Origin of the sequence: Halorubrum sp. CGM4_25_10-8A (assembly GCF_005435025.1) — an archaeon.
In the GTDB taxonomy this organism is placed as follows: domain Archaea; phylum Halobacteriota; class Halobacteria; order Halobacteriales; family Haloferacaceae; genus Halorubrum; species Halorubrum ezzemoulense.
The window spans coordinates 93,379-114,375 of sequence record NZ_SGTX01000001.1 but is presented as its reverse complement, the minus strand read 5'-3'; the positions used below and the strand labels follow the sequence as shown (position 1 = coordinate 114,375).

General features: G+C 70.5%; 22 protein-coding genes and 1 tRNA gene. 13 read left to right on the top strand and 10 right to left on the bottom strand.

All coding sequences use genetic code 11. From position 1 onward, the window contains the following. Positions 1 to 77 precede the first annotated feature (77 nt). The 3 genes from EXE52_RS00550 to EXE52_RS00540 all read right to left on the bottom strand — a co-directional run bounded on the left by EXE52_RS00550 (position 78) and on the right by EXE52_RS00540 (position 4,316). Positions 78 to 2,288, bottom strand: coding sequence for a PAS domain S-box protein (locus EXE52_RS00550; RefSeq protein WP_049929799.1), 2,211 nt, complete (start codon positions 2,286 to 2,288; stop codon positions 78 to 80). 61 nt (positions 2,289 to 2,349) lie between these two features. Next, the gene (locus EXE52_RS00545) at positions 2,350 to 3,588 is read right to left on the bottom strand and encodes an NAD(P)/FAD-dependent oxidoreductase (protein ID WP_049929797.1); all 1,239 of its coding nucleotides are present in this window, start codon (positions 3,586 to 3,588) and stop codon (positions 2,350 to 2,352) included. A gap of 158 nt (positions 3,589 to 3,746) precedes the next feature. Further along, positions 3,747 to 4,316 (bottom strand): DUF1684 domain-containing protein, encoded by a 570-nt coding sequence (locus tag EXE52_RS00540; RefSeq protein WP_089307754.1) that lies wholly within the window; start codon positions 4,314 to 4,316, stop codon positions 3,747 to 3,749. Positions 4,317 to 4,422: 106 nt separating this feature from the next. Between EXE52_RS00540 and EXE52_RS00535 the strand changes: the two genes are divergently transcribed. From EXE52_RS00535 to EXE52_RS00520, 4 genes are all read left to right on the top strand, one after another. Then, a complete protein-coding gene (locus tag EXE52_RS00535) occupies positions 4,423 to 5,643 on the top strand; it encodes a PQQ-binding-like beta-propeller repeat protein (RefSeq protein WP_241988187.1) in 1,221 nt (406 codons plus the stop codon). Positions 5,644 to 5,715: 72 nt separating this feature from the next. Next, on the top strand, positions 5,716 to 6,312 hold the full coding sequence (locus tag EXE52_RS00530) for a DUF6149 family protein (RefSeq protein WP_049929791.1): 597 nt from the start codon (positions 5,716 to 5,718) through the stop codon (positions 6,310 to 6,312). A gap of 113 nt (positions 6,313 to 6,425) precedes the next feature. Then, the gene (locus EXE52_RS00525; RefSeq protein WP_086216545.1) at positions 6,426 to 7,442 is read left to right on the top strand and encodes an AI-2E family transporter; all 1,017 of its coding nucleotides are present in this window, start codon (positions 6,426 to 6,428) and stop codon (positions 7,440 to 7,442) included. Between the two features lie 35 nt (positions 7,443 to 7,477). After that, positions 7,478 to 7,990, top strand: coding sequence for a TspO/MBR family protein (locus tag EXE52_RS00520; protein ID WP_089307753.1), 513 nt, complete (start codon positions 7,478 to 7,480; stop codon positions 7,988 to 7,990). Here EXE52_RS00520 and EXE52_RS00515 read toward each other — a convergent pair. Next, positions 7,987 to 8,616 (bottom strand): GNAT family N-acetyltransferase, encoded by a 630-nt coding sequence (locus EXE52_RS00515; protein ID WP_089307752.1) that lies wholly within the window; start codon positions 8,614 to 8,616, stop codon positions 7,987 to 7,989. The genes EXE52_RS00520 and EXE52_RS00515 overlap by 4 nt on opposite strands. Positions 8,617 to 8,688: 72 nt before the next feature. Between EXE52_RS00515 and EXE52_RS00510 the strand changes: the two genes are divergently transcribed. Continuing rightward, on the top strand, positions 8,689 to 9,264 hold the full coding sequence (locus EXE52_RS00510; protein ID WP_049929783.1) for a class I SAM-dependent methyltransferase: 576 nt from the start codon (positions 8,689 to 8,691) through the stop codon (positions 9,262 to 9,264). Between the two features lie 51 nt (positions 9,265 to 9,315). On the opposite strand, the gene EXE52_RS00505 is transcribed toward EXE52_RS00510, so the two are convergent. Beyond that, entirely contained in the window at positions 9,316 to 10,743 is a 1,428-nt protein-coding gene (locus EXE52_RS00505) for an ATP-binding protein (RefSeq protein ID WP_086216548.1), read from the bottom strand. A 158-nt stretch (positions 10,744 to 10,901) separates the two neighbouring features. Here EXE52_RS00505 and idi point away from each other — a divergent pair, with 158 nt between their 5' ends. The 6 genes from idi (at position 10,902) to EXE52_RS00475 (ending at position 15,195) form a co-directional block, all read left to right on the top strand. Beyond that, positions 10,902 to 11,510, top strand: coding sequence for an isopentenyl-diphosphate Delta-isomerase (idi, locus tag EXE52_RS00500; protein WP_049929779.1), 609 nt, complete (start codon positions 10,902 to 10,904; stop codon positions 11,508 to 11,510). A gap of 96 nt (positions 11,511 to 11,606) precedes the next feature. Next, positions 11,607 to 12,362 (top strand): DUF2064 domain-containing protein, encoded by a 756-nt coding sequence (locus EXE52_RS00495; protein WP_049929778.1) that lies wholly within the window; start codon positions 11,607 to 11,609, stop codon positions 12,360 to 12,362. Positions 12,363 to 12,440: 78 nt separating this feature from the next. Continuing rightward, a tRNA-Ser gene (locus EXE52_RS00490) sits at positions 12,441 to 12,524 on the top strand. Positions 12,525 to 12,908: 384 nt separating this feature from the next. After that, positions 12,909 to 13,508, top strand: coding sequence for a superoxide dismutase (sod, locus tag EXE52_RS00485; protein WP_049929776.1), 600 nt, complete (start codon positions 12,909 to 12,911; stop codon positions 13,506 to 13,508). A 434-nt stretch (positions 13,509 to 13,942) separates the two neighbouring features. Next, positions 13,943 to 14,284 (top strand): DUF5827 family protein, encoded by a 342-nt coding sequence (locus tag EXE52_RS00480; protein WP_049929775.1) that lies wholly within the window; start codon positions 13,943 to 13,945, stop codon positions 14,282 to 14,284. Continuing rightward, the gene (locus tag EXE52_RS00475) at positions 14,281 to 15,195 is read left to right on the top strand and encodes an ATPase (protein WP_086216551.1); all 915 of its coding nucleotides are present in this window, start codon (positions 14,281 to 14,283) and stop codon (positions 15,193 to 15,195) included. Before EXE52_RS00480 ends, EXE52_RS00475 begins: the two co-directional genes overlap by 4 nt. A gap of 32 nt (positions 15,196 to 15,227) precedes the next feature. On the opposite strand, the gene EXE52_RS00470 is transcribed toward EXE52_RS00475, so the two are convergent. The 3 genes from EXE52_RS00470 to EXE52_RS00460 form a co-directional block, all read right to left on the bottom strand. Beyond that, complete coding sequence (locus tag EXE52_RS00470) at positions 15,228 to 15,710, bottom strand: hypothetical protein (RefSeq protein WP_049929771.1); 483 nt, start codon at positions 15,708 to 15,710, stop codon at positions 15,228 to 15,230. 66 nt (positions 15,711 to 15,776) lie between these two features. Further along, entirely contained in the window at positions 15,777 to 16,124 is a 348-nt protein-coding gene (locus tag EXE52_RS00465) for a 4a-hydroxytetrahydrobiopterin dehydratase (RefSeq protein WP_049929769.1), read from the bottom strand. Positions 16,125 to 16,209: 85 nt separating this feature from the next. After that, entirely contained in the window at positions 16,210 to 16,689 is a 480-nt protein-coding gene (locus EXE52_RS00460) for a hypothetical protein (RefSeq protein ID WP_089307751.1), read from the bottom strand. Between the two features lie 76 nt (positions 16,690 to 16,765). Here EXE52_RS00460 and EXE52_RS00455 point away from each other — a divergent pair, with 76 nt between their 5' ends. Beyond that, complete coding sequence (locus EXE52_RS00455) at positions 16,766 to 17,593, top strand: BtpA/SgcQ family protein (protein WP_089307750.1); 828 nt, start codon at positions 16,766 to 16,768, stop codon at positions 17,591 to 17,593. A 30-nt stretch (positions 17,594 to 17,623) separates the two neighbouring features. On the opposite strand, the gene EXE52_RS00450 is transcribed toward EXE52_RS00455, so the two are convergent. Then, positions 17,624 to 18,727 carry a carbohydrate kinase family protein gene (locus EXE52_RS00450; protein ID WP_049929765.1) on the bottom strand — a complete coding sequence of 368 codons (1,104 nt, stop codon included), beginning with the start codon at positions 18,725 to 18,727 and terminating at the stop codon, positions 17,624 to 17,626. After that, positions 18,724 to 19,245, bottom strand: a complete 522-nt coding sequence (locus tag EXE52_RS00445; RefSeq protein ID WP_049929764.1) for a nucleoside deaminase — start codon at positions 19,243 to 19,245, stop codon at positions 18,724 to 18,726. Before EXE52_RS00445 ends, EXE52_RS00450 begins: the two co-directional genes overlap by 4 nt. A gap of 194 nt (positions 19,246 to 19,439) precedes the next feature. On the opposite strand from EXE52_RS00445, the gene EXE52_RS00440 reads away from it, so the two are divergent. Beyond that, on the top strand, positions 19,440 to 20,978 hold the full coding sequence (locus tag EXE52_RS00440; RefSeq protein WP_089307749.1) for a universal stress protein: 1,539 nt from the start codon (positions 19,440 to 19,442) through the stop codon (positions 20,976 to 20,978). Positions 20,979 to 20,997: the final 19 nt, after the last annotated feature.

Here is a 20,997-nt window from a genome sequence, read left to right as displayed (position 1 = left end):
ACTCGACCGACGCCGTTCGCCCCGCGTCGCGGGCGCGACGTTCCACCGCCGTTGGCAGCGGTTCGACTGTCGGCGGCTCAGTCGTCCGCTCGGGGGAGCGTGAGCGTGATCGCCGTACCGCGGGGCTCCGCGCTCGCGACGGCGGCCGAGCCGCCCGACTGTCGAACGACCCAGTAGACGAGCCACAGCCCGAGGCCGCTGCCGTGGTACAGCGCGTCGACCGCCGTGCCGTCGACGAGGACGTCTCGGTCCATCCCGGTCAACCCCGGCCCGTCGTCCTCGACGCGGACCTCGACCGCGTCGGGCCGGGCCTCGACCGACACCGCGACGGTCGGCCGGTCGCGGTCGTGATGTTCGACCGCGTTTCGGACCAGTTCGTCGATCGCCCGCGAGATCCACGTCGTCGCGGACGCCGTCGCGTGCCCGTCGTCGGGCACCGAGACGCCGACCGTCGCGTTCGGGAACTCCTCGTCCCGCTCCGCGGCCACCTGTCGGGCGACGCGCCCGATGTCGACGGGTTCGGTCTCCGGCGCGTCGCTCAGCACCTCGGTGATGTGGTGGGACTTCTCGCTCGTCTCCAGCAGGTCGTCGGCCCGCGACACGATGTACTCGGCCGCGTCGGCGGGGTCGACGGCCCCCGCCGCGATCTGCTTCGCCCGTCCCCGGACGACCGTCAGCGCGTTCCGGAGGTTGTGCTGGAGGACTCTGTCGACGACCCTGAGCTGTCGCGCGCGGTTCTCGCTGTCGGTCACGTCCCGAAGCACGCCGACGACCCCGGCGGGCTCCTCGCTCTCGGGGCTGTCGAGGGGGTAGTACCGCACGTCCATCGTCCGCGTCCCGCGGGTCGGGTGCGTCCGGGTCGTCCGGTACTCCACCGACTCCCCCCGGAGCGCGCTCTCCACCTCACGCTCGACCCGCCGGTAGTCGTCGTCGGGGACGATGTCAGCGAGCGTCACGTCCGTCACGTCGCCGTCGCCGAGGTCGTGATACTCGCGGTACTGGGGGTTCGCGAACAGGAGTCGACCCTCGCGGTCGACCGCGGCGATGAGGTCGGTCGCGCCGTTGATCGCGCGCTCGTACCGCTCCAAGTCGCGTTCGCGCTCCTTGCGCTCGGTGACGTCCCGACAGATGGCGAACGTGCCGGCCAGATCGCCGTCGGCGTCGTAGTAGGGGTACCGCTGCGTGCTGAACGTCGCCGCCCGGTCGCTCTCGGGGAACGTCGGCGATATCTCGTACTCGGTCATCGCCTCGGTTTCGAGCACCTCCCGCCGCCGCGCGTCGACCTCGGCGGCCGCCTCCGGGTCCATGAACGCGAACTCGTCGCCGCCGTACAGCTCCTCGCGGGGTATCCCGGCGAACTCGCTCACCGCCTCGTTGAGCAGCTCGAACTCGCCGTCGCGGTTCTGGAGGAGGACGGGGTCGTCGAGCTGCTCGACGATGTCCCGGTACTGTTTCAGCCGCCCCGTTGCGGCCTTCCGTTCCGTGATGTCCGTCTGAATGGCGACGAACCGCGTGATCTCGCCGTCGTCGTCGACGACCGGCGCGATGGTCTGGTGGGCGTGGTACGGCGTGCCGTCGCGCCGCCGGTCGACTATCTCCTCTTCCCACACGTCCCCGGCCAAGAGCGTCGACCACAGCGCGTCGTAGTACTCGTCGGACATCTCGCCGGAGTTGAGTATCGCCGGCGTCTCCCCTAGGGCCTCCGCGGTCTCGTAGCCGGTGTTGTCCGTGAACGCCGGGTTGACGTACTCGATCGTCCCGTCGGTGTCGGTGACGTAGATCGCGTGCCCGGCGTGTTCGACGAGGTTGCGGAACGTCTCCGCCCGCTGCCCGCCGATCTCCTCGACGCCGTCGCGGAAGATCCCAGTGTACACCGCGTCGCAGTCGTCCGGACTCGGCTCGCCGTCGCCGCCCCCGCTGCCGTCGTCGTCTCCGTCGCCGTCGCGGCCCTCTCGACCCGGGCCGTGTTCGTGAAAGCGGGCGGAGAACGTCACCGTGTGACCGTCGGCGTGCCGGATCGGCACCGAGACGCTCCCGCTCTCGTCGAGCCCCTCGGCCCGAGCGAGCCGGTCGCGAACCGACCTGCTACCCGCATCGCCCACGTCCGACACGACGACGGAGGCGAGGTCGCGCCCAAGTAGCTCGTCGGGCGCGTAGCCGAACGCCGCTTCGGTCGCGGGGTTGACGTAGACGACGGTCCCCTCGCGGTCGAGTGAGACCACCGGGTCCGAACACTCCGCGACGAAGGCGGCGAAGAACTCGTCGTCGGGGGACCGTCCGGAGCTCATCGGTATGAGGAATACGCGCTCGCGGCCCAAAAGGTACCGGAACTCGCGGCGGTGCCGCGGTCTACTGCTCCGTCGTCGCCGCCAGGTCGTCGACTGAGAACCCGGGCTCCATGAGGAGGTCGGTCTGCCCGCTCACGTCGCGCCCCTCGCGCATCAGCTGCTTGAAGGCGGACTGCGGCGAGAGGTCGCCGATGAGCACGCCGCCCACGACCTTCCCGTCCTTCAGCGCGACGCGGCGCCACTCGTTCTCGCCGGTGGTCGCCTCCACGGAGTCGTCGCCGAGCGTCGGGTGGCCGAACGAGAGGAACGGGAAGTCGAAGTGCGTGATCGAGTACGAGGAGACCCACTCGAACTCCTCGGCGCCGTAGTCGACCATGCTCCGGGCGGCGATCGTCCCCTGCTCTTTCGCGGACCCCCACGAGCCGTTCTTCGCGCGCTCGCCGAGGATGAGGTCGTTGAACGTCGTGATGTCGCCCGCGGCGAACACGTTGTCGACGTTGGTTCGCATGAACTCGTCGACGACGATGCCGTCGTCGAGCTCCAGCGGCGTGTCTTGGAGGAGCTCGGTGTTGAAGTCGAGCCCGATGGCGACGCCCGCGAAGTCGCACTCGTAGCGCTCGCCGTTCGGGTCGACCGCGGCCTCGACGTGGCCGTCGTCGTCGACCTCGAAGTGGTCCACGCCCGAGCCGAAGACGGGCTCGACGCCGCGCTCGCGCATCGCCTCGTGCATGATCTCTGCGCCCTCCTCCGAGAGCGCGTAGCGCCACCAGTTGTCGCCGCGCATGAGGTACTTCGCCTCGACGCCCTGCGCGCCGCAGATGGCCGCGAAGTCGATGCCGAGCAGTCCGGCGCCGACGATGACAGCCTGCTCGGCGCCCTCGACGCTCTCTTTGATCCGGCGGGCGTCCTGGAAGGTCCAGAAGTGGTGGATCCCCTCCGCGTCGGCGTTCTCGACCGGGAGCTGCTGGGGCGTGCCGCCGACGGCCAGCAGGAGGGAATCGTACTCGAACGTCTCGCCCTCGTGGGTGTGGACCGCGTCGTTCTCGATGTCGATGTCGACGACGACCGTGTTGAGCCGGAGGTCGACGTCGTGGTCGTCGTACCACGATTCCTGATGGATCGAGATCGGGGCCTCGGGGAGCTTCCCCTTCGCGTACTCCTTGATCAGGATCCGGTTGTAGAGGGACTCTCCCTCGTCCGTGAGAACCGTGATCTCGGCGTCGGGCACTTCATCGCGGAGGGTCTCGGCCGCGGACGCGCCCGCGATACCGTCACCGACGATCACGTACGAATCGCTCATATCCCGGCGTTCGGATTCACGGTTAATGTGGGTTGTCATCCGCGCCCGCCACTGTGCGGCCGAGACGCACGCCCGCCGGAAACGCCGTACTCGGGGCCTTCTCGCGACGGGGCGAGGGCGGTCGATCGCGGACGCCCGCGGAAAAAGTCGCGTCCCGGTCAGTGGTCCGCGCCGGCCGGCTCCGCGGGGAAGTCCCGCTCGCCGGCCTCGATCGCGACGTCGAGCCAGTTCTCCGTCGGTACGAGCGGGCACTCGTAGGCGTGGTTGTACGCGCACGTCGGGTTGTACGCCAGGTTGAAGTCCACGATCCACTCGCCGTCGACGCGGTCGCGGTCGGGCTCCAGATCGAGGTAGCGACCGGCGCCGTACGTCTCCTCGCCGCTGGTCGCGTCGCGGAACGGCACCCAGAACCGGTCCGCGCCGTCGGCCGGTCGGTACGCCTGAAGCGTCGCCTGCTCGCCGTCGACCTCGAAGCGGAACTCGCCCCAGCGGCTGTACGTCTGCTCACCGTCGGCGGTCGTCTCGACGGTCACCGTCTCCTTCTCGTCGTGCTCGTGGAGCGGGACCACGAACCGGAACGCCGGGTTCGGATCGAAGTACGCCAGTCCGGGGAACGCGTCGCCTCGCATCGAGACCGGCAGCGGCGACCGGGCCGAGTCGCGGAACTGCTCGACCTTCGCCGCTCGCTGCGCCTCCACCTGCGCCGCCCAGTCGTCAGCGTCGTCCATGATCGGCTTAGTATTGCGCTCCACACACAATAATAATTCCGACCACGGAAGCCTCGACCCCGCCGGCGACAGAAGGCACTTATAATCCTCTCGGGGACGTTGCGGCGTGAACAGACGAACTGCCCTCTCCACCTTGGCGGTCGGTGGGTTCGTCGGAGTTGGTGGCTGTCTCGACAACGTGCGCGGCGGCGACGACGAGCGATCGGACAGCGACCGCCCGGACCCCGAACTGAACCGGGAGGTCGAGACGAACGGCGCCGAGGACAGCGCACGCTCGCAGTTCCAGTGGGGACCGGCGCACGGAGGACACCGCGAGGAGGCGGGACCGAAAGACGATGTCGACGTGTTCTGGCGCCGGACGCCGTACCGGTACGACCACTCACAGCCGGTCGTCGTGGGCGATCGGGTGTACGTCTCGTTCTCGGGGACCTTGTTTCGTCTCGGTCTCGCGACCGGCGAGGTACAGTGGTCGACGGAGGTCGGTCACGACGGGTCGTCGACGCCGGCGGTTCGCGACGGCATCGCATACGTGACGGTGTGGAACGGCGGAGGCGAGACAGACCGCGGACTGGCGGCCGTCGACGCCGAGAGCGGTGAGGTGCGGTGGCGGCGGCTGACCGACGCGGAGATCACGACGGCGCCGACCGTGACCACCGACGGCGTGTTCGTGGGAGGCGGCTACGAGACGCAGACCGTCGCGGCGTTCGACCGCGACGGGACCGAACGGTGGCGCAACGACCTCGCTGAGTACGCTTCCGCGCCCGCCATCGCCGACGGAACTGTCGTCTACGGCGCGGGCGGTCCTCGTGTCGTCGCCTACGACGCCGCCTCGGGAGCGGAACTGTGGACGACCGACGTCGACGGCGACGCGACCGCGACGCCGACCGTCGCCGACGGCCGCGTCCTGATCGGAACGCGGGCCGGGACCCTGTACGCGCTCGACCTCGGCGACGGAAGCGTTGAATGGACTGACGACCTCCCGGGGCCCGTCCGGCGATCGGTCGCCGTCACGGCCGACAGAGCGGTTGTTCCGACTGAACTCGGCCTCGTCGCCGTCGGCGACGGCGGCGAGCGCCTGTGGAGCGACGAAAAGATCGCCGGCGCGACCGCGCCGATGGTCGCGGACGGGGTCGCGTACCTCGGCGACGGTCGGACCGTCCGCGCGATCGCGGTCGAAGACGGGACAGAGCGGTGGTCCTTCCGGAGTCGCGAGCGCTCTTACACCGACGTCCTCCTCCAGGGCGTCCGCGCCGCCCCGACCGTCGTCGACGGCGTCGTCCTCGCGGCGACCCATGCGGGTGACGTGTACGCGCTCGGCGAGAGCTGAAACGGTTGCCGGGTCGCGCTTCGACCCGATGAGACGCCACACATTCAATAGCGTCCCGGCCCAATCGCGGATATGAAAATCCGGCAGAACATCCGTCATTGGGCCGCCAAGAAGGCGCTGACCACGCCGGTTGTCGGCGATGTCGCCAACGACAAGCTCGTCGACCTCCACACGAGCATCTTCCTCAACAAGGCGGACGAAGACCGGCGCGAGGAGCGCCGCGATCACCTCGACAGCTTCTTCGACGCGACGATGGACACCTACGTCGCCGCTTTGGAGGCCGGGTTCCCGGAGGCCGAGGCCCGCGAGATCACCCACGTTCAGGCGAACTTCGACTTCTTCAACCACGGCTGGACGGAGATGATGGAGATCCCGGGCGACGAGCTCGAGGCGCACTACCGCCGGTACGAGTCCTTCTTCACCGACTTCGGGATCACCATCGACGACCCGCTGGGCGAGTTCCGCCCGCCCGAGGGTCTCGCCGAGGCCCCCGAGACGCCGGGGAAGCTCGACGAGCCGGAGTACGAGAACGCGCTAGCCGGCTTCGCCGACGACGTGTACGTCGAGACCGACGACGGCGAGACGGTCGTGGGCGGCGGCGCAGAGGAGCCAGAGGAGGTAGACCCGGCGACCGCGCCCGGCCTCGACGAAGACGAAGCGAGCGCCTGATCGCCGTCACGGTCGGTCGGTAGATCCGCCTTCGCTCTCACGTTCGCCGGCAGACCCGCCGACTGCGTCCGCCTGCGGGGCACGTTTATAGTCCGCGGGGGACACCGTGGCGTATGAACCGCGGGCAATCGTTCCTCCTCCTGCTCATGGGAGCGGTCTCGCTCCTCACGCTCTTCGTCATCCTCCCGTTCGTCGAGTACGTGATCGCGTCGGCGATCCTCGCGTTCATCCTCTACCCCTTCCACCGGCGGCTCACGCGCCGGCTCCGCCGTCGCGTCTCGACGCGGTTCGGCGAGATGCTGTCAGCGTTGACGCTCATCCTCTCCGCCATCGTCGCCGTGATCTTGCCGCTTGCGTACATCACGTTGGTGTTCGTCCGCGACCTCACCGCGATCGCGGCGGGCGAGACGTCGATAAACGTGGCCGCGATCGAAGCCGAAATCGCGACGCTCACGGGACAGGACCCCGAGATCGGCGATCTCCTCCAGACCGGCGGCGAACTACTCGTCCAGACGCTGTTCGGCGGGTTTAGCGGTGTTTTGAACACGGCGATCCGAGCGTCGGTCGGCCTGTCGCTCGCGCTCTTTCTGGTGTACTACACCCTTATCGACGGTCCGGCGTTCGTCGGGTGGATCCGAGAGACGAGCCCGCTGCCGGCGGAGGTCACAGCCGACCTCGTCGACCGCGTCAACGTGATGACTCGGGGGGTCGTCATCGGCCACATCTCGGTCGCGCTGCTCCAAGCACTGGTCGCCGGGCTCGGCCTGTGGGCCGCCGGCATCCCCAACGTGGTGTTCTGGACGTTCGTGATGGCGGTGCTGGCGCTTTTACCCCTCATCGGGGCCTTCTTCGTGTGGGGGCCGGCGGCCGCATACCTCGTGATCATCGACCAGGTGACCGCGGGCGTGTTCCTCGCCGTCTACGGCGTCGCGGTGATCGCGATGGTTGACAACTACGCCCGACCGCTCGTCATCGACCAGCAGGCGCACCTCAACCCCGCGGTCATCCTCCTCGGCGTGTTCGGCGGCATCTACTCGGTCGGGTTCACCGGGCTCTTCGTCGGCCCCATCGTGATCGGCGTGCTCGCGGCCACGCTGGAGACGTTCCGGGAGGACTACGACGCGATCTGAGCGGGATTTAAGCCCGAGCGGGGTCGAGAACGCCCATGGCGACGACCGCGACCTCTCGGCTTCCGGACCGACGCGACATCCTCCGCATCGCCGGCGCGGCGGTCGCCGTCAACCTGATCGGCGCGCTCGGCGTCCCCTTCACCACGACACAGAGCGCGTGGTTCGCGGCGCTGGAGCTGCCCGCCTTCTACCCGCCCGGCTGGGCGTTCGGCGTCGTCTGGCCGATCCTGTACGCGCTGTGCGGCGCCGCAGCCGCCCTCGTCTCTCTCGCCGGACGCGACGGTGCGGCGTCGGCGGGGCGCGTACGAACGGCGCTCGCGCTGTTCGGGATCCAGCTCGTCCTGAACGTCACGTGGTCGCCGGTCTTCTGGGGGCTCGAACGCGCCGACCTCGGGCTCGTCGTCCTCGCCGTCCTCCTCCCCTTGGTCGTCGCGACGGTCTGGGCGTTCGACCGCGTCGACCGGCGCGCGGCGGCGCTTCTCCTCCCCTACCTCGCGTGGGTCTGCTTCGCGACCGCGCTCAATTACGCGATCTGGGCGCTCAACTAGCCGCCGTCACGCGGGCTCCGGTCGAGTTCCGGAGGCCCGCGCTTCAGCCGCTCGGCGACGAATCGGCGCTCCGCTCGACTCAGTTCCCCGTCAGTCTCGCGAAACGCTTCCAGCCCCTCGCGGTACCGCTCTGGCTCTGCGTCCGCGGGCGCCGCCGCCGGTCGCGCCAGCTCCAACTCGGCGATACCCGTCTGCTCCCCCGTGTACGCGAAGCCGCACTTGTGGCACGCCTCGTACGCGAACGGGTTGTTCACGGCGATCTTCACGCGCTCGAAGCCGGCGGCGGACAGGTCGGCGACGGTCTCGCCGATGAGCCGCGGGCCGATCCCCTCGCCGCGCCGCGCGGCGTGGACGGTGACGTAGCGGAGTCGACAGCAGGAGGGGTCGGTGCGGTCCGCGGAGAATGAGACGGCGGCGATCACGTCCTCGTCGAACGCGTCGGGGTTGACCGTTTCCGGCAGCGGTTCGTCGGGCTCCCACTCCGGCGCGGCCGGGCTCCCGTCCGGCGTCCGGATCACCGACTTCCCCGGCCCGCCGACGACGAACTTCCCGGCGTACGCGAAGGCCCGGTAATCGAGCCGCAGGGTGGTCCCCTCGTCCGGGGGACAGACGAGCGCGTACTCCATGGGTCGTCGTACGGCGTCGAGCGGTTAAACACGGTCGGTGGCTCTTTATCCGTCGCCGGGCTCATTCCGCTCATGTACGGACTCGGCGACGTGGGCTTCTTCGACCGGGTAGCGCCGCTGTACGACCTCGCGATGCCGCCGGCGGACGGCGAGGCGCTCGCCGCGGGGCTCGCCCACGCCGAGTGTCCGATCGAGCGCCTCCTCGACGTCGGCGGCGGGTCCGGACGGGCGGCGGCCGCGCTGACCGGTCCCGACATCACGGTCGTCGACGCCTCCGTCGAGATGCTCTCACGGGCGCGGCGCGTCCGCGGACTCTCTGGCCTCGCCGGCGACGCGGGGCGACTCCCGTTCCGGGACGCCAGCGTCGACGCGGTCACGGTCGTCGACGCGTTCCACCACCTGCCCGATCAGGACGCCGCGCTCGCGGAGACGGCCCGCGCGCTCGTGCCCGGCGGCGCGCTCGTCGTCCGGGAGTTCGATCCGGACCACCCGCTCGGACGGCTCCTCGCCGTCGGCGAACGCGCGATCGGGATGGAGTCGCGGTTCCGCGCGCCGGACGACCTCGCGGCCGCGATGGACGACGCCGGCCTCGACCCGCGGATCGTCGATCGCGGGTTCGGCTATACGGTCGCCGGCGTTCGGCGCTGAGTCCCCGCGAACTCGGCGTTCATACTCGACCGCAGAACCGAAGCCGACGGGTCAGTCCTGCGTCCGTCCCTGCGGCTCGGCGCCGCGGGCCGGGTCGGGTGACCCCTCGTCGGCGTGATCGTGGTCGTGATCCGCGTGGTCGTGGGCGTCGTTCGACCCCGTCTCGCCGAGGACTTCGGCGCCCTCCCCGTCGATCATGTCCATGTTCTTGAGGTTGTCGCGCTCCTCAAAGTCCTCGACCGCCTCCATCACGTCCGCCTGCGTGATCGTCATCCGGTCCTCCGTGAGCGCGCCGAGGACGGCCTCGCGGAGCACCATCCGGAGGTCGGACCCGGTGAGGCCGGTGGTCCGGTCGGCGACCTCCTCGGGGTCGAAGTCCGCGATCTTCATCTCCTTGGTCACCACGCGGAGGATGTCCGCGCGCATGTCGCGGTCCGGCTTGGGGAAGTTGACGATCTCGTCGAAGCGGCGCCACGCGGCGGCGTCAAGCTGGTCCGGGTGGTTCGTCGCGCCGATGAGGAGGACCTCGTCGCGGACCAGCGACACCTCGTCGATCGACTTCAGCAGGGTGTTCACCGCGCGCTTCAGGGCGGCGTGCTCGTCCGAGCGGCGCGTCTTCGCCACCGAGTCGAACTCGTCGATGAAGAGGATACACGGCGAGAGCCGCTTGGCCACCTCGAAGCTCTTCTCGACGTTCTTCGACGTCTCGCCGAGGTACTGGCTCGTGATCATCGAGAGCTTCACCTCGACGAACGGGAGCCCGAGCTCGTGAGCGAGCGCGCGCGACACGGTGGTCTTTCCGGTGCCGGGCGGGCCGACGAACAGCAGCTTTCCGATCTCGCGGAGGCCGATCTCCGCGAGGTACTCGCGGTGTTCGATCGCCTTGACGATCTTCTGGATCTCGCCCTCCTGGTCGCCGGTCAGGACGAGGTCCGCCAGCGTCGTCTCGATCTCCTCGGGCGCGCGGACGTTGACGAGGTCGAGCATCTCCCCGTCCTCGTCCTCGTCGAAGTACTGCGAGAGCAGCGCGTCGATCCAGACGCGGTCGGCTTGGACCGGCCGCACGTCGTCTCTCGCCGCCTCGCGCGTCACCGGCGCATCGAGGTCGTCCGCGGCCTCCAAGGCGGCGACGAGCGTCGGGTTCCCGGCGATCCGGTCGTCGTCGGCGTGGTCGCGGTACCACTCCAGTCCCATTCCGGGCTGCGTCAGCGATATCTCGCCGGAGAACTCCGTGCGTTGGGTGAAGAGGAGGTCGGAGACCGCGTCCCAGGGTCGCTCGACGCCCGTCGCGGTGCGGGTGGCCTCGTCGGTCGCCTTCAGCGGTCGCTCCACGCCGCCGGGGGCGTCCTCGGCGGCGTCGGCCGACCAGAACACCTGTCGGAACCGCGGGGGCAGGTCGTTCTCGTCGAGGTCGCGGTTCTGCGTGTAGAAGTGCGTCGTCAACACGAACTCGACGACGTCGAGCGCCGGGTCACTCATCCGCGGCTAGTAGCGCCGGGACGCGGTTAAGAGCGTCGAAGCGCCCCCGGGCGGCGGGCGGTAGCATCGGCGGATGGCGGGCCAAAGCGGAACGACCGGCGCGGCGAGGCGACCGTCGTATCGAACCCTTATTAGCCTTGGTCTGCGACGTACCGCGCATGAGTTCCGAAGACGCGGCCGCGCCGGGGGATCCCGCCGGCGACGACGCGACCGGCGAGGCGAGCGACACCGACCACGAGAACGCGCTTCAGGACGTCATCGCCGTCGACCCGGACGACGTCGCGCAGGGAACGGTGAACCGACTCGACGCGCACACCGGCGACGGGATCCGCCACCGCGCGTTCACCTGCCTGGTCTTCGACCGGGACGGCCGGATCCTGCTGGCCCAGCGCGCGCCGAACAAGCGCCTCTGGGACGGCCACTGGGACGGCACGGTCGCCTCCCACCCCGTCGAGGGACAATCTCAGGAGGACGCTACCGAGCAGCGCCTCGAAGAGGAGCTGGGCATCTCGCCCGACCAGTACGACGACCTCCGGGTGACGGACAAGTTCGAGTACAAGCGCTACTACCCGAACGAGGGCGTCGAGTGGGAGGTGTGTGCGGTGCTGAAGGTGACCCTCGACGACACCGCCTTGGACCCGGACGACGACGAGATCGGCGGGATGCTGTGGGCCGACTACGACCACCTCCACGAGAACCCCGAGCTGTACCGGCAGCTCCGCCTCTGCCCGTGGTTCGAGATCGCGATGCGCCGCGACTTCTCCTGACCGACCGCCGCATCTCCCAGATCGGTCCGCGCGTCCGGGCTCCCCTTCCTCGGACCGAAACGGCGACTTGAAGGCGCTCCCGCGCCGCGATCCCGTATGACCGTCGTCGTCCTGCTGGCGAATCCGCCCCGCGAGGGGCTCGTCGGAACCGCGATCGCCGAGTCGACGCCGCTGTCCGCCGCCGAGGCGGCTGACCTCTACGAGGCGCAATTCCGTGACGCCGTCCTCGCGGTCGACCGCTCCGGCGGCGAGCTCCTCGTCAACTATCCCGACGACGAGGACCTCCCCGCCGAGCACCGGACGGAGACGAGTCCGGAGGCGGAGCTGCGGACGCTCGTCGCGGACACCCTCGGCGGCACCGACGAGGTCCGCTTCGAGCGGCAGGTCGGTTCGTCGTTCGGCGCGCGCGCCGGCAACACCGTCACCCACCTTTTGCGCGAGGAGGGCGCCGACTCCGTCGCGGTCGTCACCCCGACCGCGCCGTTGCTCTCGCGGACGAGCGTCGACTCCGCGGCGATGAAGCTCCGGACGACCGAAGTGGTCCTCGGGCCCTCGACGGACGGCCGGGCGTACTACGCCGGGTTCACGGAACCGATCGACTTCGACGGCGCTTTCGAGGCGCCCGCGCTGCCGACGCTCGCGGAGCGCGGCCGCGACGCCGACCGCTCCGTGGACTTCGTCGAGCCGTCCCCCTCGCTGGAGACCGGGGCGGACCTCCTCGACGTGGTCCCGATGCTCCGCGCGCGGTTCGCCGCGGAGCGCGTCGTGCCGGACTACACGGCCGCGTTCGTCCACGAGAAGGGGTTGGACGTGGTCGTCGAGGACGGCGAGCAACGATTGGTTCGGGACTGAGCGTCTCGTGCGCGGCGGCGGGGCCCGGTGCGTTGGATCCGACACCACTTAGTCGTCCGACGCCGAGCAGTCACGTGTGGTGGGATGGCAGAGTGGCCCATTGCGCCTGCCTTGAAAGCAGGTAGCCTCACGGCTTCCTGGGTTCGAATCCCAGTCCCACCGTAGGTGCGCGGCGCAGCTCGCGCCGCGCGCGTCTCGTGCGGGATTCGAAGCCTGTGAGTCGCAGCGCCAGAGCGGAGGGAGGGTGACCGTCTCACATCGGTTCGAATCCCAGTCCCACCGTAGGCGCGCGGCGCAGCTCGCGCTGCGCGCGTTTCGTGCGGGATTGAATCAGTGAGCGACCGCGAAACCGAATTCAGTTACTCGGTTCTCTCGACAGCCGATTCGGATCGGTCTCTCGTCTCGCGCTTTCGACCGCCGGAACCGCAATCACATCGCTGCTGGCCTGAAACGCCCGGTAACACTCACGTCCGGTGACGCGTGGTACCACGTGCCGCATTATCTTTAACAGGTTTCCGGCACATGTTCGTGATAGGTGATACAAGCATGAGTTACGAACTCGATCCGCTGCCGTACGATTACGACGCGCTGGAACCGCACATCTCCGAACAGGTGCTCGAATGGCACCATGACACCCACCACCAGGGGTACGTCAACGGCTGGAACTCCGCCGAGGAGACGCTCGAGGCCAACCGCGAGGACCACGACTTCTCCTCGTCGGCCGGGGCCATCCGCGACGTGACCCACAACTCGTCGGGCCACATCCTCCACGACCTGTTCTGGCAGAACATGTCGCCGGAGGGCGGCGACGAGCCCGAAGGAGACCTCGCCGACCGTATCGAGGAGGACTTCGGCTCGTACGAGGCCTGGAAGGGCGAGTTCGAAGCCGCCGCGGGCAGCGCGAGCGGCTGGGCCCTGCTGGTGTACGACACGTTCTCGAATCAGCTTCGCAACGTCGTGGTCGACAACCACGACGAGGGCGCGGTCTGGGGCGGTCACCCGATCCTCGCGCTCGACGTCTGGGAGCACTCCTACTACCACGACTACGGCCCGGCTCGCGGCGAGTTCGTCGACAACTTCTTTGAGGTCGTCGACTGGGACGAGCCGTCCACCCGCTACGAGCAGGCCGTCGAGCTGTTCGAGTAAGCGCGTCTCCGGACGCGTTACGCGCGTCGAGATCCGCATTTTTTCGCAGCGTGTTGCCCGGTGAGCGACGGGTTCGCGTAGGCGGTGTGAGTCATGACTGGTCGCCGGCGAGGCGATGACGAACGCCTCCGAAGCCCCAGCCGCGCTCGACTCCCACAGCTTCGCCGCGCTCCGCGGTCGTCCGCCGTGCTCACTCCCTGCGGTGCTTGCGTCGCTGGGATTCGGCGAGCGCGGCTGCCCGTTTGAGCCCCGTCCCGCACGGCACCGCACCTCTCACCGCCCCAGCCTCGTCGGCCTCCCTCCAGTCGGCCGACTCCCTCGCACGCGCTCCTCGCGGCCGCCTCCGGCGGCCACTCGAAGGCGCGCGCCACCCCACGGAATGAGGTTCGAACCGTATCGGCAGCGTTTACGGACGCCGTCGCGTACGCTCGCGCATGCCCGAACCGAAGTCGGCGTTCGACGCCACCTACCCGTGCGACTTCTACGAGCCCGCGGAGCTGTTCGAGCCGGACCAGATGTACACGATCCCGGAGATCGGTCGCCTGCTTCAGGGGTTAGAACCGGACGCCGAGGTCGACCCCGACACCGAGGCCGTGCTGGTCGACTGGGCCGTCCCGTGGGTGATGGTCCACGCCGACGACATGGTCGTCGCCGAGCCCCTGACCGAGGACGGCCCGGGATACTACGGGCTCGCCACGGACGAGGACCACAGCGGGGCGTCCGACACCGACGCCGAGTCGGACGCTGACTCCGACGAACTCGACGAGTCGGCGTGACCGGGGACCGATCCGACCCGCCGACGTACCTCGTCGCCGGCGGCGCGCGCGTCGACGCCGGCAAGACCACCTTCTCGGCGGGGCTGGTCGCCCACCTCGCCGACCGCGCGGGCGACGCGGTCGGCGTCAAGCCCCGGGCCGGCAACGACCTCTGGTTCGACCACGACGACTATTTGATCGCGACCGACGCGGCCCGACTCTACGGGAAGGACGCCCGCACCCTCGCGGCCGCGAACACCCGCGCGCTCGCGGCGGCCGACGACGATTCCCCGTCGCCCTCGGCGGTCACGCCGGAATCGATCAACCCCGTCCACCGGCTCTGGCGACCGACGCCGGGACGGACGGGCATGCTCGGCGACGCAGAGCGCACGTTCCTCTGCGACCGCGTCACCACCGCGTCCGGCACGCGCTTCGTCGTCAACGGCGCGGCCGAGGAGGCGGGGCTGTTCCCCGACGCGCTGACCGACCGCCTCCCCCTCGCGGAGGCGACTCGCGTGCGCGACGTACCGGCGTTCAACGAGGTGATGGCCGAGGCGCACCTCCCCGCGATCGAGCGGCTCGCGGACCGCGTCGCGCGGACGCCAGTCCCGGTCGTCGTCGAGTCGTACGCCGACGTGGCCGGGACCCTTCCCCGCGACGGGCCGGTCGCGCCCGACGCGGTCGCCGTCGTCGACCCCGGCCGCGCGCGGCTATACGCCGGCGACCGCTACGCCAAGGCCCGCGCGGTCGCGGCCGGGAGCCCGCGAGAGGGGAGCCGCGAGGAGCACGTCGACGCGGTGACGGAGATGATCGAGCCGCTCGCGACCGTCTCGCTGCCGGCGCTGTCCGGCGACGTCCGCGGCGATCCCGACCGGATCGCGGCGGCGTACGAGCCGGCGTACGCGACGCTCACGGATTCGGTCGAGAACTGAAGGAGCGACGGAGCGTCGCGTGCGGCCCGGGCTCAGGCGTTCCGCTTCGTGTAGTGTTCCAGCGCGGACTCGATCGACGAGAGGTCGGCGGTCACGCGGCTGTCGGCGACGCGCATGAAGCCGGGCGTGTACGACGACGAGTAGTCGAAGATCCGGTTGACTGCGCGCTTGGGCGCGGCGACGGCGCCGAAGTCGGTGACCGTGTACACCCGCGTGGTGGGGAAAGCGGTCCAGAAGGTCCCGCTCACCCAGCGGTCCTCGTCCGCGAACGCCTCGCCGACGCGGCCGGTCGCGACGTACTCGTCGTCCGCGTAGAACAGCAGGAGGTCGCCCGACGCCATCTTCTCGAACGTCGACCCGTTGCCGCTGTCGTCGTCGACGGCCCACAGGCGCGTCTCGTCGAGGTCGGCGAGGGGTTCGGGGCGATCGGGGTAGTCGGTGAGATCGACCGGGGACCGGACGGTTCGGTCGAAGTTCTCCGGGTCGATCGGGACCAGGAAGACGTTCTCGCTCATTACCCGTCGTTTCGCCGGGAGGGGTTTAAACCCGTTTGTTGATGTGTCAGGTCAGGACGGGTGCGGTCACTCGCCGTCGGCGGCGTACAGGCGGTCCATCCGCGCCGCCATCACGAAGTCGGCGCGGGTGAGGCCGCCGACCTCGTGGCTCCACATCTCGATCCCGACCTCGCCCCACGACAGCGAGATGTCCGGGTGGTGCCACTCCGCCTCGGCGAGCTCGCCCACGTCGTTCGTGAACGCGAGCGCCGTCTCGAAGTCGGGGAACTCGTAGCTCGCCTCCAGGTGGTGGTCGTTGACGACCTCCCACGCGTCGCCCAGTTCGTCGAGGTGGTCGGCGCACTCGTCTCCGTCGAGCGGCTCCGCGTCGTCGCCGGCCGGTTCGACCGGCTCGTCCGCGAGCGGTGAGGACATACCCCACGTTAGGCGACGAACGGTTTGTACCTTCCGCGGTCGACCCCGGAGGACGACGGGCGACCGAAAAGCGCGGACCGAGGCCTTACCGGAGCCGCGAGATCGCCTCGCGTACCGCGCGCCGCAGCCGGCCGAGGCGCCCCCTCCCGCGCTCGTCGTCAGTGGCGCCCCCGTCCGCGCCGGTCGCGCTCGGGTCAGAGAGCTCCCAGCCGGCCTTTTCGGCGGCCTCGTCGACGCGCAAGAACTCGTAGCCCGTCTCGGTGGCGACGCACTCGTCCGCGCGGGTCGTGCCGACGAACACGCACCGCGGGGCGGCGCTCTGCTCGCGGATGTCCGCGAGGGTCCCCCACTTGTCCCACTTCGTGAGCGCGTAGTCGTTGTCAATCCCGTAGTCGCCCGCGAACTGCGCGACCCGGTCCGCCTCGTTCGCGACGATGCCGACGTGGCGGCTCCACTGGCGCGCGTCGGCGAACGCCGCGGCCGGGTCGGCGAGCGACCGCGCGGCGCCGAGCGAGAAGACGAGCGTCACGTCGCCGTCGCCGGTCGTCGTCGCGTCGATTCCCATCTCGACCGGATCCAGGTGGCCGGCGGCCTAAACGCTGTGGGGAGGCTTTTGTCCGAGGCCCTCCTCGTCCCCGAGAATGGAGTTCGAATCCACCTTCGACACCGCTGCGCCGCTGCTCGGCATGGTCCACCTCCCGCCGCTTCCCGGTGCCCCGAACGCGCCCGACGACGGCCGCGAGGCGATGCGCGCGGCGGTCGACCGGGCCGCGAGCGACGCGCGCGCGCTCGACAGCGGCGGCGTCGACGGGATCGTGATCGAGAACTTCGGCGACGCCCCCTTCTACCCCGACGAAGTCCCGCCGCACGTCGTCGCCGGCGTGACCCGCGCCGCGACCGCGGTCGCCGCCGAGACGGACCTCCCGCTCGGGGTCAACGTCCTCCGGAACGACGCCGAGGCCGCCCTCTCGGTCGCCGCCGCGGTCGGCGCCGACTTCGTCCGGGTGAACGTCCACACCGGCGCCCGCGTCACCGACCAGGGGATCGTCCAGGGGCGCGCCCACGAGACGCTCCGCCTGCGCGACCGCCTCGGCGTCGACGTCGGCGTCTTCGCCGACACCGACGTGAAACACTCCGCCCCGCTGACGCCCGCGGGGTACACGGCCGAGTCGTTCGCCGACACCGCCGAGCGCGGCCTCGCCGACGCCGTGATCGCCTCCGGGCCGGGGACCGGCGAGGCGGTCGATACCGACGCCCTCGGGTCGGTCGTCGCCGAGCGCGAGCACCACGGCCTCGACACGCCCGTCCTCGTCGGCAGCGGCGTCACGCCGGAGACGGTCGCCGACCTGCTCGACGTCGCCGACGGCGCGATCGTCGGCACCGCGCTGAAACGGGGCGGCGAGACGACCGCCCCGGTCGACGCCGACCGCGTCGCGGACCTCGTCGACGCCGCCGACGCGGTTCGGTGAGCGGGGCGCGGTGATCGGGAGGAGGGTCCCCTACCGGCCGACGTCGACGCCGCGGTCCGCGAGGAACGCCTCGACCTCGCTCCGCGTCGGGAGCCCGGGCTGCGTGAACCGGCTCGTACAGTTGATCGCGGCGATCGCGGCCGCGAACCGGACGCCGCCAGCGACGCCGTCACGGTCGGCGGACGGCCCCGCGGGGGCTCCAGCGATCCACCGGTCGATCAGCCCGGCGGTGAACGCGTCGCCGGCGCCGGTCGCGTCGACCGTCTCGACGTCGAACGCGTCGAACTCGGACACCTCGCCGCCCGCGATCGCCGTCATCCCGTCGGCGCCGTGCGTGAGGACGGCGCGGGGCCACGTCGGGCCACCCCGCGACCGCGACTCGGGCCCGGGTGAGGGCGCCGACTCGGCCGCTCGGGTATGCGCGCTCGCGACCCGCTTGACCGCGGCGTCCGCCGACCCGAAGAACGCCGGCGCGGCGACGCCGTCCGCGACGAACAGGTCGGCCTCATGGAGAAACCGGTGGACCGTCGCCGGCTCCGTGCCGCGCCCGACTAGCTCCTCGACGGATCCCGAGAGGTCGAAGACGAGCGCGGGCGGGTCGCTCCCTGACTCGCCTGATTCGGCGGCTTCGCGGAGCGACCGAACCCGGTCGAGGGCCCGCCGCGCCACGCTGTCAGGCGTGTAGGCGGTGAGGAAGACCGCGTCGGCGTCGGCCATCGCGGCGAGCGCGTCGCCGTCGAGGCGGAGCCCGCGGAAGCTCTCGCCGGCGGTGACGATGGCGCGCTCCCCATCCGGGTCGCGGAGGATCAAGGACCGGGTGTGGGCGTCGTCGCCGACCGCGACGTGCGTCCCGTCCACGCCCGTCTCGCCGAGGTACTCCAGGGCTCTCCGGCCGTACTCGTCGTCGCCGACGCGGCTGACGAGCCCCGCGTCGCGGCCGAGGCGGTCGAGCGCGACCGCGACGTTCGCGCCCACGCCGCCGAACGCGGACGTGACCTCCCGGGCGAACGCGCCGCCGTCCGGCTCCGGGAGGTTGCTGACCGCGTACCACTCGTCTATTGCGGCGGCCCCGACGCAGAGGACGGCCGGCGAACCACCGCTTCCGCCGTCGCTCGCATCTGACTCCGCCGTCACGACTCGCCGAAGAAGGGGCGGTGAACGGCCATCGCGGCGTCGACGGCGATCGGTCCCTCGACGCTCGTCTCCCCGCCGCCGCGCCGGACCACTTCCTCGCAGGGGATCGGCACCACGCCGCCGGAGAGCTCGCCGAGCGTCTCGCCGTCGACGCCGAAGACGACCCGGTCGATCCCCGCGTAGTGGATCGCGGTCGAACACATCGGGCACGGCTCCGTGCTGGCGTACATGGTACAGTCCGCGAGCTCGTCGGCGTCGAGCTCCCGCGCGGCCCACCGCGCGAGCGTCAGCTCCGGGTGCGCCGTCACGTCGTCCTCGGTCCGCGTCTCGTTGCGCGCCTCGCTGACGACCTCGCCGTCGACCACGAGCAGGGCGCCGAACGGGGTGTTTCCGGCCTCGACCGCCTCCTTGGCGAGCCGGATCGTTCGCTCCACGTACTCCCGGTCGGTCGGGTCGTCCGGCAGGTCGTCGAGGTCACGGAACTCGCTGGGATCGCCGGCGTCGTCCGCGTCGGTCATACGTCCCCGTTCGCCTCCGGGAACCTAACGGTTGGTACCGCCGGCTGCGTGCGGTCGTCGTCCGGCGAGCTCGGTTCCCCGTCGAGGCGTCTCGGTCCGCGTCGTCTCCGTCGCCGACGCGCGTCGGGGTCACGCTCGGCGTTCGCGTCGGACGCTCCGCCACGCTCTTGACCGCCACGAGCGAAGCAAGAGTAATGCTGGACAGGCTGCGAGCGAAACTCGGCGCCGCTCGCCGACGGGCACGTCGGATCGAACGCCGGGAGTTCGCGGAACTCCGGCAGTGGGCCGAGGACACGAGCAATCTGCTCCACCTGACGACGCTGTTGCTCGTGCCGATGCTCATCGCGCTCGTCACTCAGATAACGAACCTGACCGACCTCTCGTTTCTCCTCTTCCCGCCGCTGGCGTCGGGAGCCTACACGCTCTTCTCCGACCCGCAGGGACAGTACTCCTCGCCGAGAACGTTTGTCGGTGGGCTCGTGGCGGGGGCGCTCGCGGGGTGGGCCGCGCTGGAGCTCTCGCTGCTCGGTGTCGGCGGCGTCTCGACCGGCGCGATCAGTCCGCTCAGCGCCGGGCTGTCGATCATGCTCTGCGGCGGCCTGACGTGGCTGGCCAGCGTCGAGGAACCGGCCGCCTTCTCGACTGCGCTTCTGGTCCTCGTGAGCGCGCGCGGCGACGCGGTGTTCGTGTTCGGCACCACCGTCGACCCGGCGGCGGCCTACGTCGTGGCCGTCGCGGTCTCCGGCAGTCTCGTCGCGGGCGCGTTCACCGTCTGGCGCACGCGGTTCTACGAGGAGCGCGCTCGCTACCTCTACGGGACCACGCAGGCTGACGACCACGTCCTGGTGCCGATGCGGGGGGAGACGAGCGAGGCGACCGCGTTCTTCGGCGCGCGGCTCGCGGCCGCCCACGACGCCGGGAAGGTCGTCCTCCTCGACATCGTCGACGACGCGGAGATGGCGGTCGCGGAGCGGGCAGTGTCCGCCGACCACGGCGCCGCGACGCCCGGAGACCTCCCGGACTCGGTGCGGGCGTCGTTCGACGGCGACTTCGAGGAGGAGGTCTCGGACCGAGCGGCGGCGGCGGCGGTCGAGCGGCTCGAACCTCACGCCGCGGAGATCCGAGCCCGGTTCGACGTGCCGTGCGAGGTGGTCGTCGCGGCCGACGGCGATCCGGCCCGGGTCGCCGTCGAGACCGCCCGCGCGACGAACTCGGACCTGATCGTGACGCCGTACGAGACCGAAGACGGCCTCCTCTCGCCGTTCGCCCGGGAGGTCTTCGCCGGTCCACTCGACGCCGTCGCGTTCCGGTCGACGACGGGCGTCCACACCTGGCGGCGCGTCCTCGTACTGGTCGCCCGGCCCGGCGACTCGGCGCACGCGATGATCGACTTTGCAGAGCGACTGGCCGGCGAAAGCGGCGGGGTGAGCGTCTGTACCTGTATCGACGCCGAGTCCGAGCGCAGACGGGCCGAGACGAAGCTGGCGAACCTCGTCGAGACCACGACAGGGCCGGTCGAGACGCGGGTCGCGCGGTCGGAGGTGACGGCGTTTCTCGGCGCGAACGCGGACGCCTACGACCTCGTCCTCATGGGGTCGAGCGGGGACCGCTCCGCGGCCTCGCGGCTCGTCTCTCCGCCGACCTTCGAGCGCATCCAGGACGTCCAGTGCGACGTGGCCATCGTGGACCGCGGGAACGCGGACCACGAGGTGCGGGTGTTACGAGAGGGGTGAGACCGTCGACGGCGCGCGC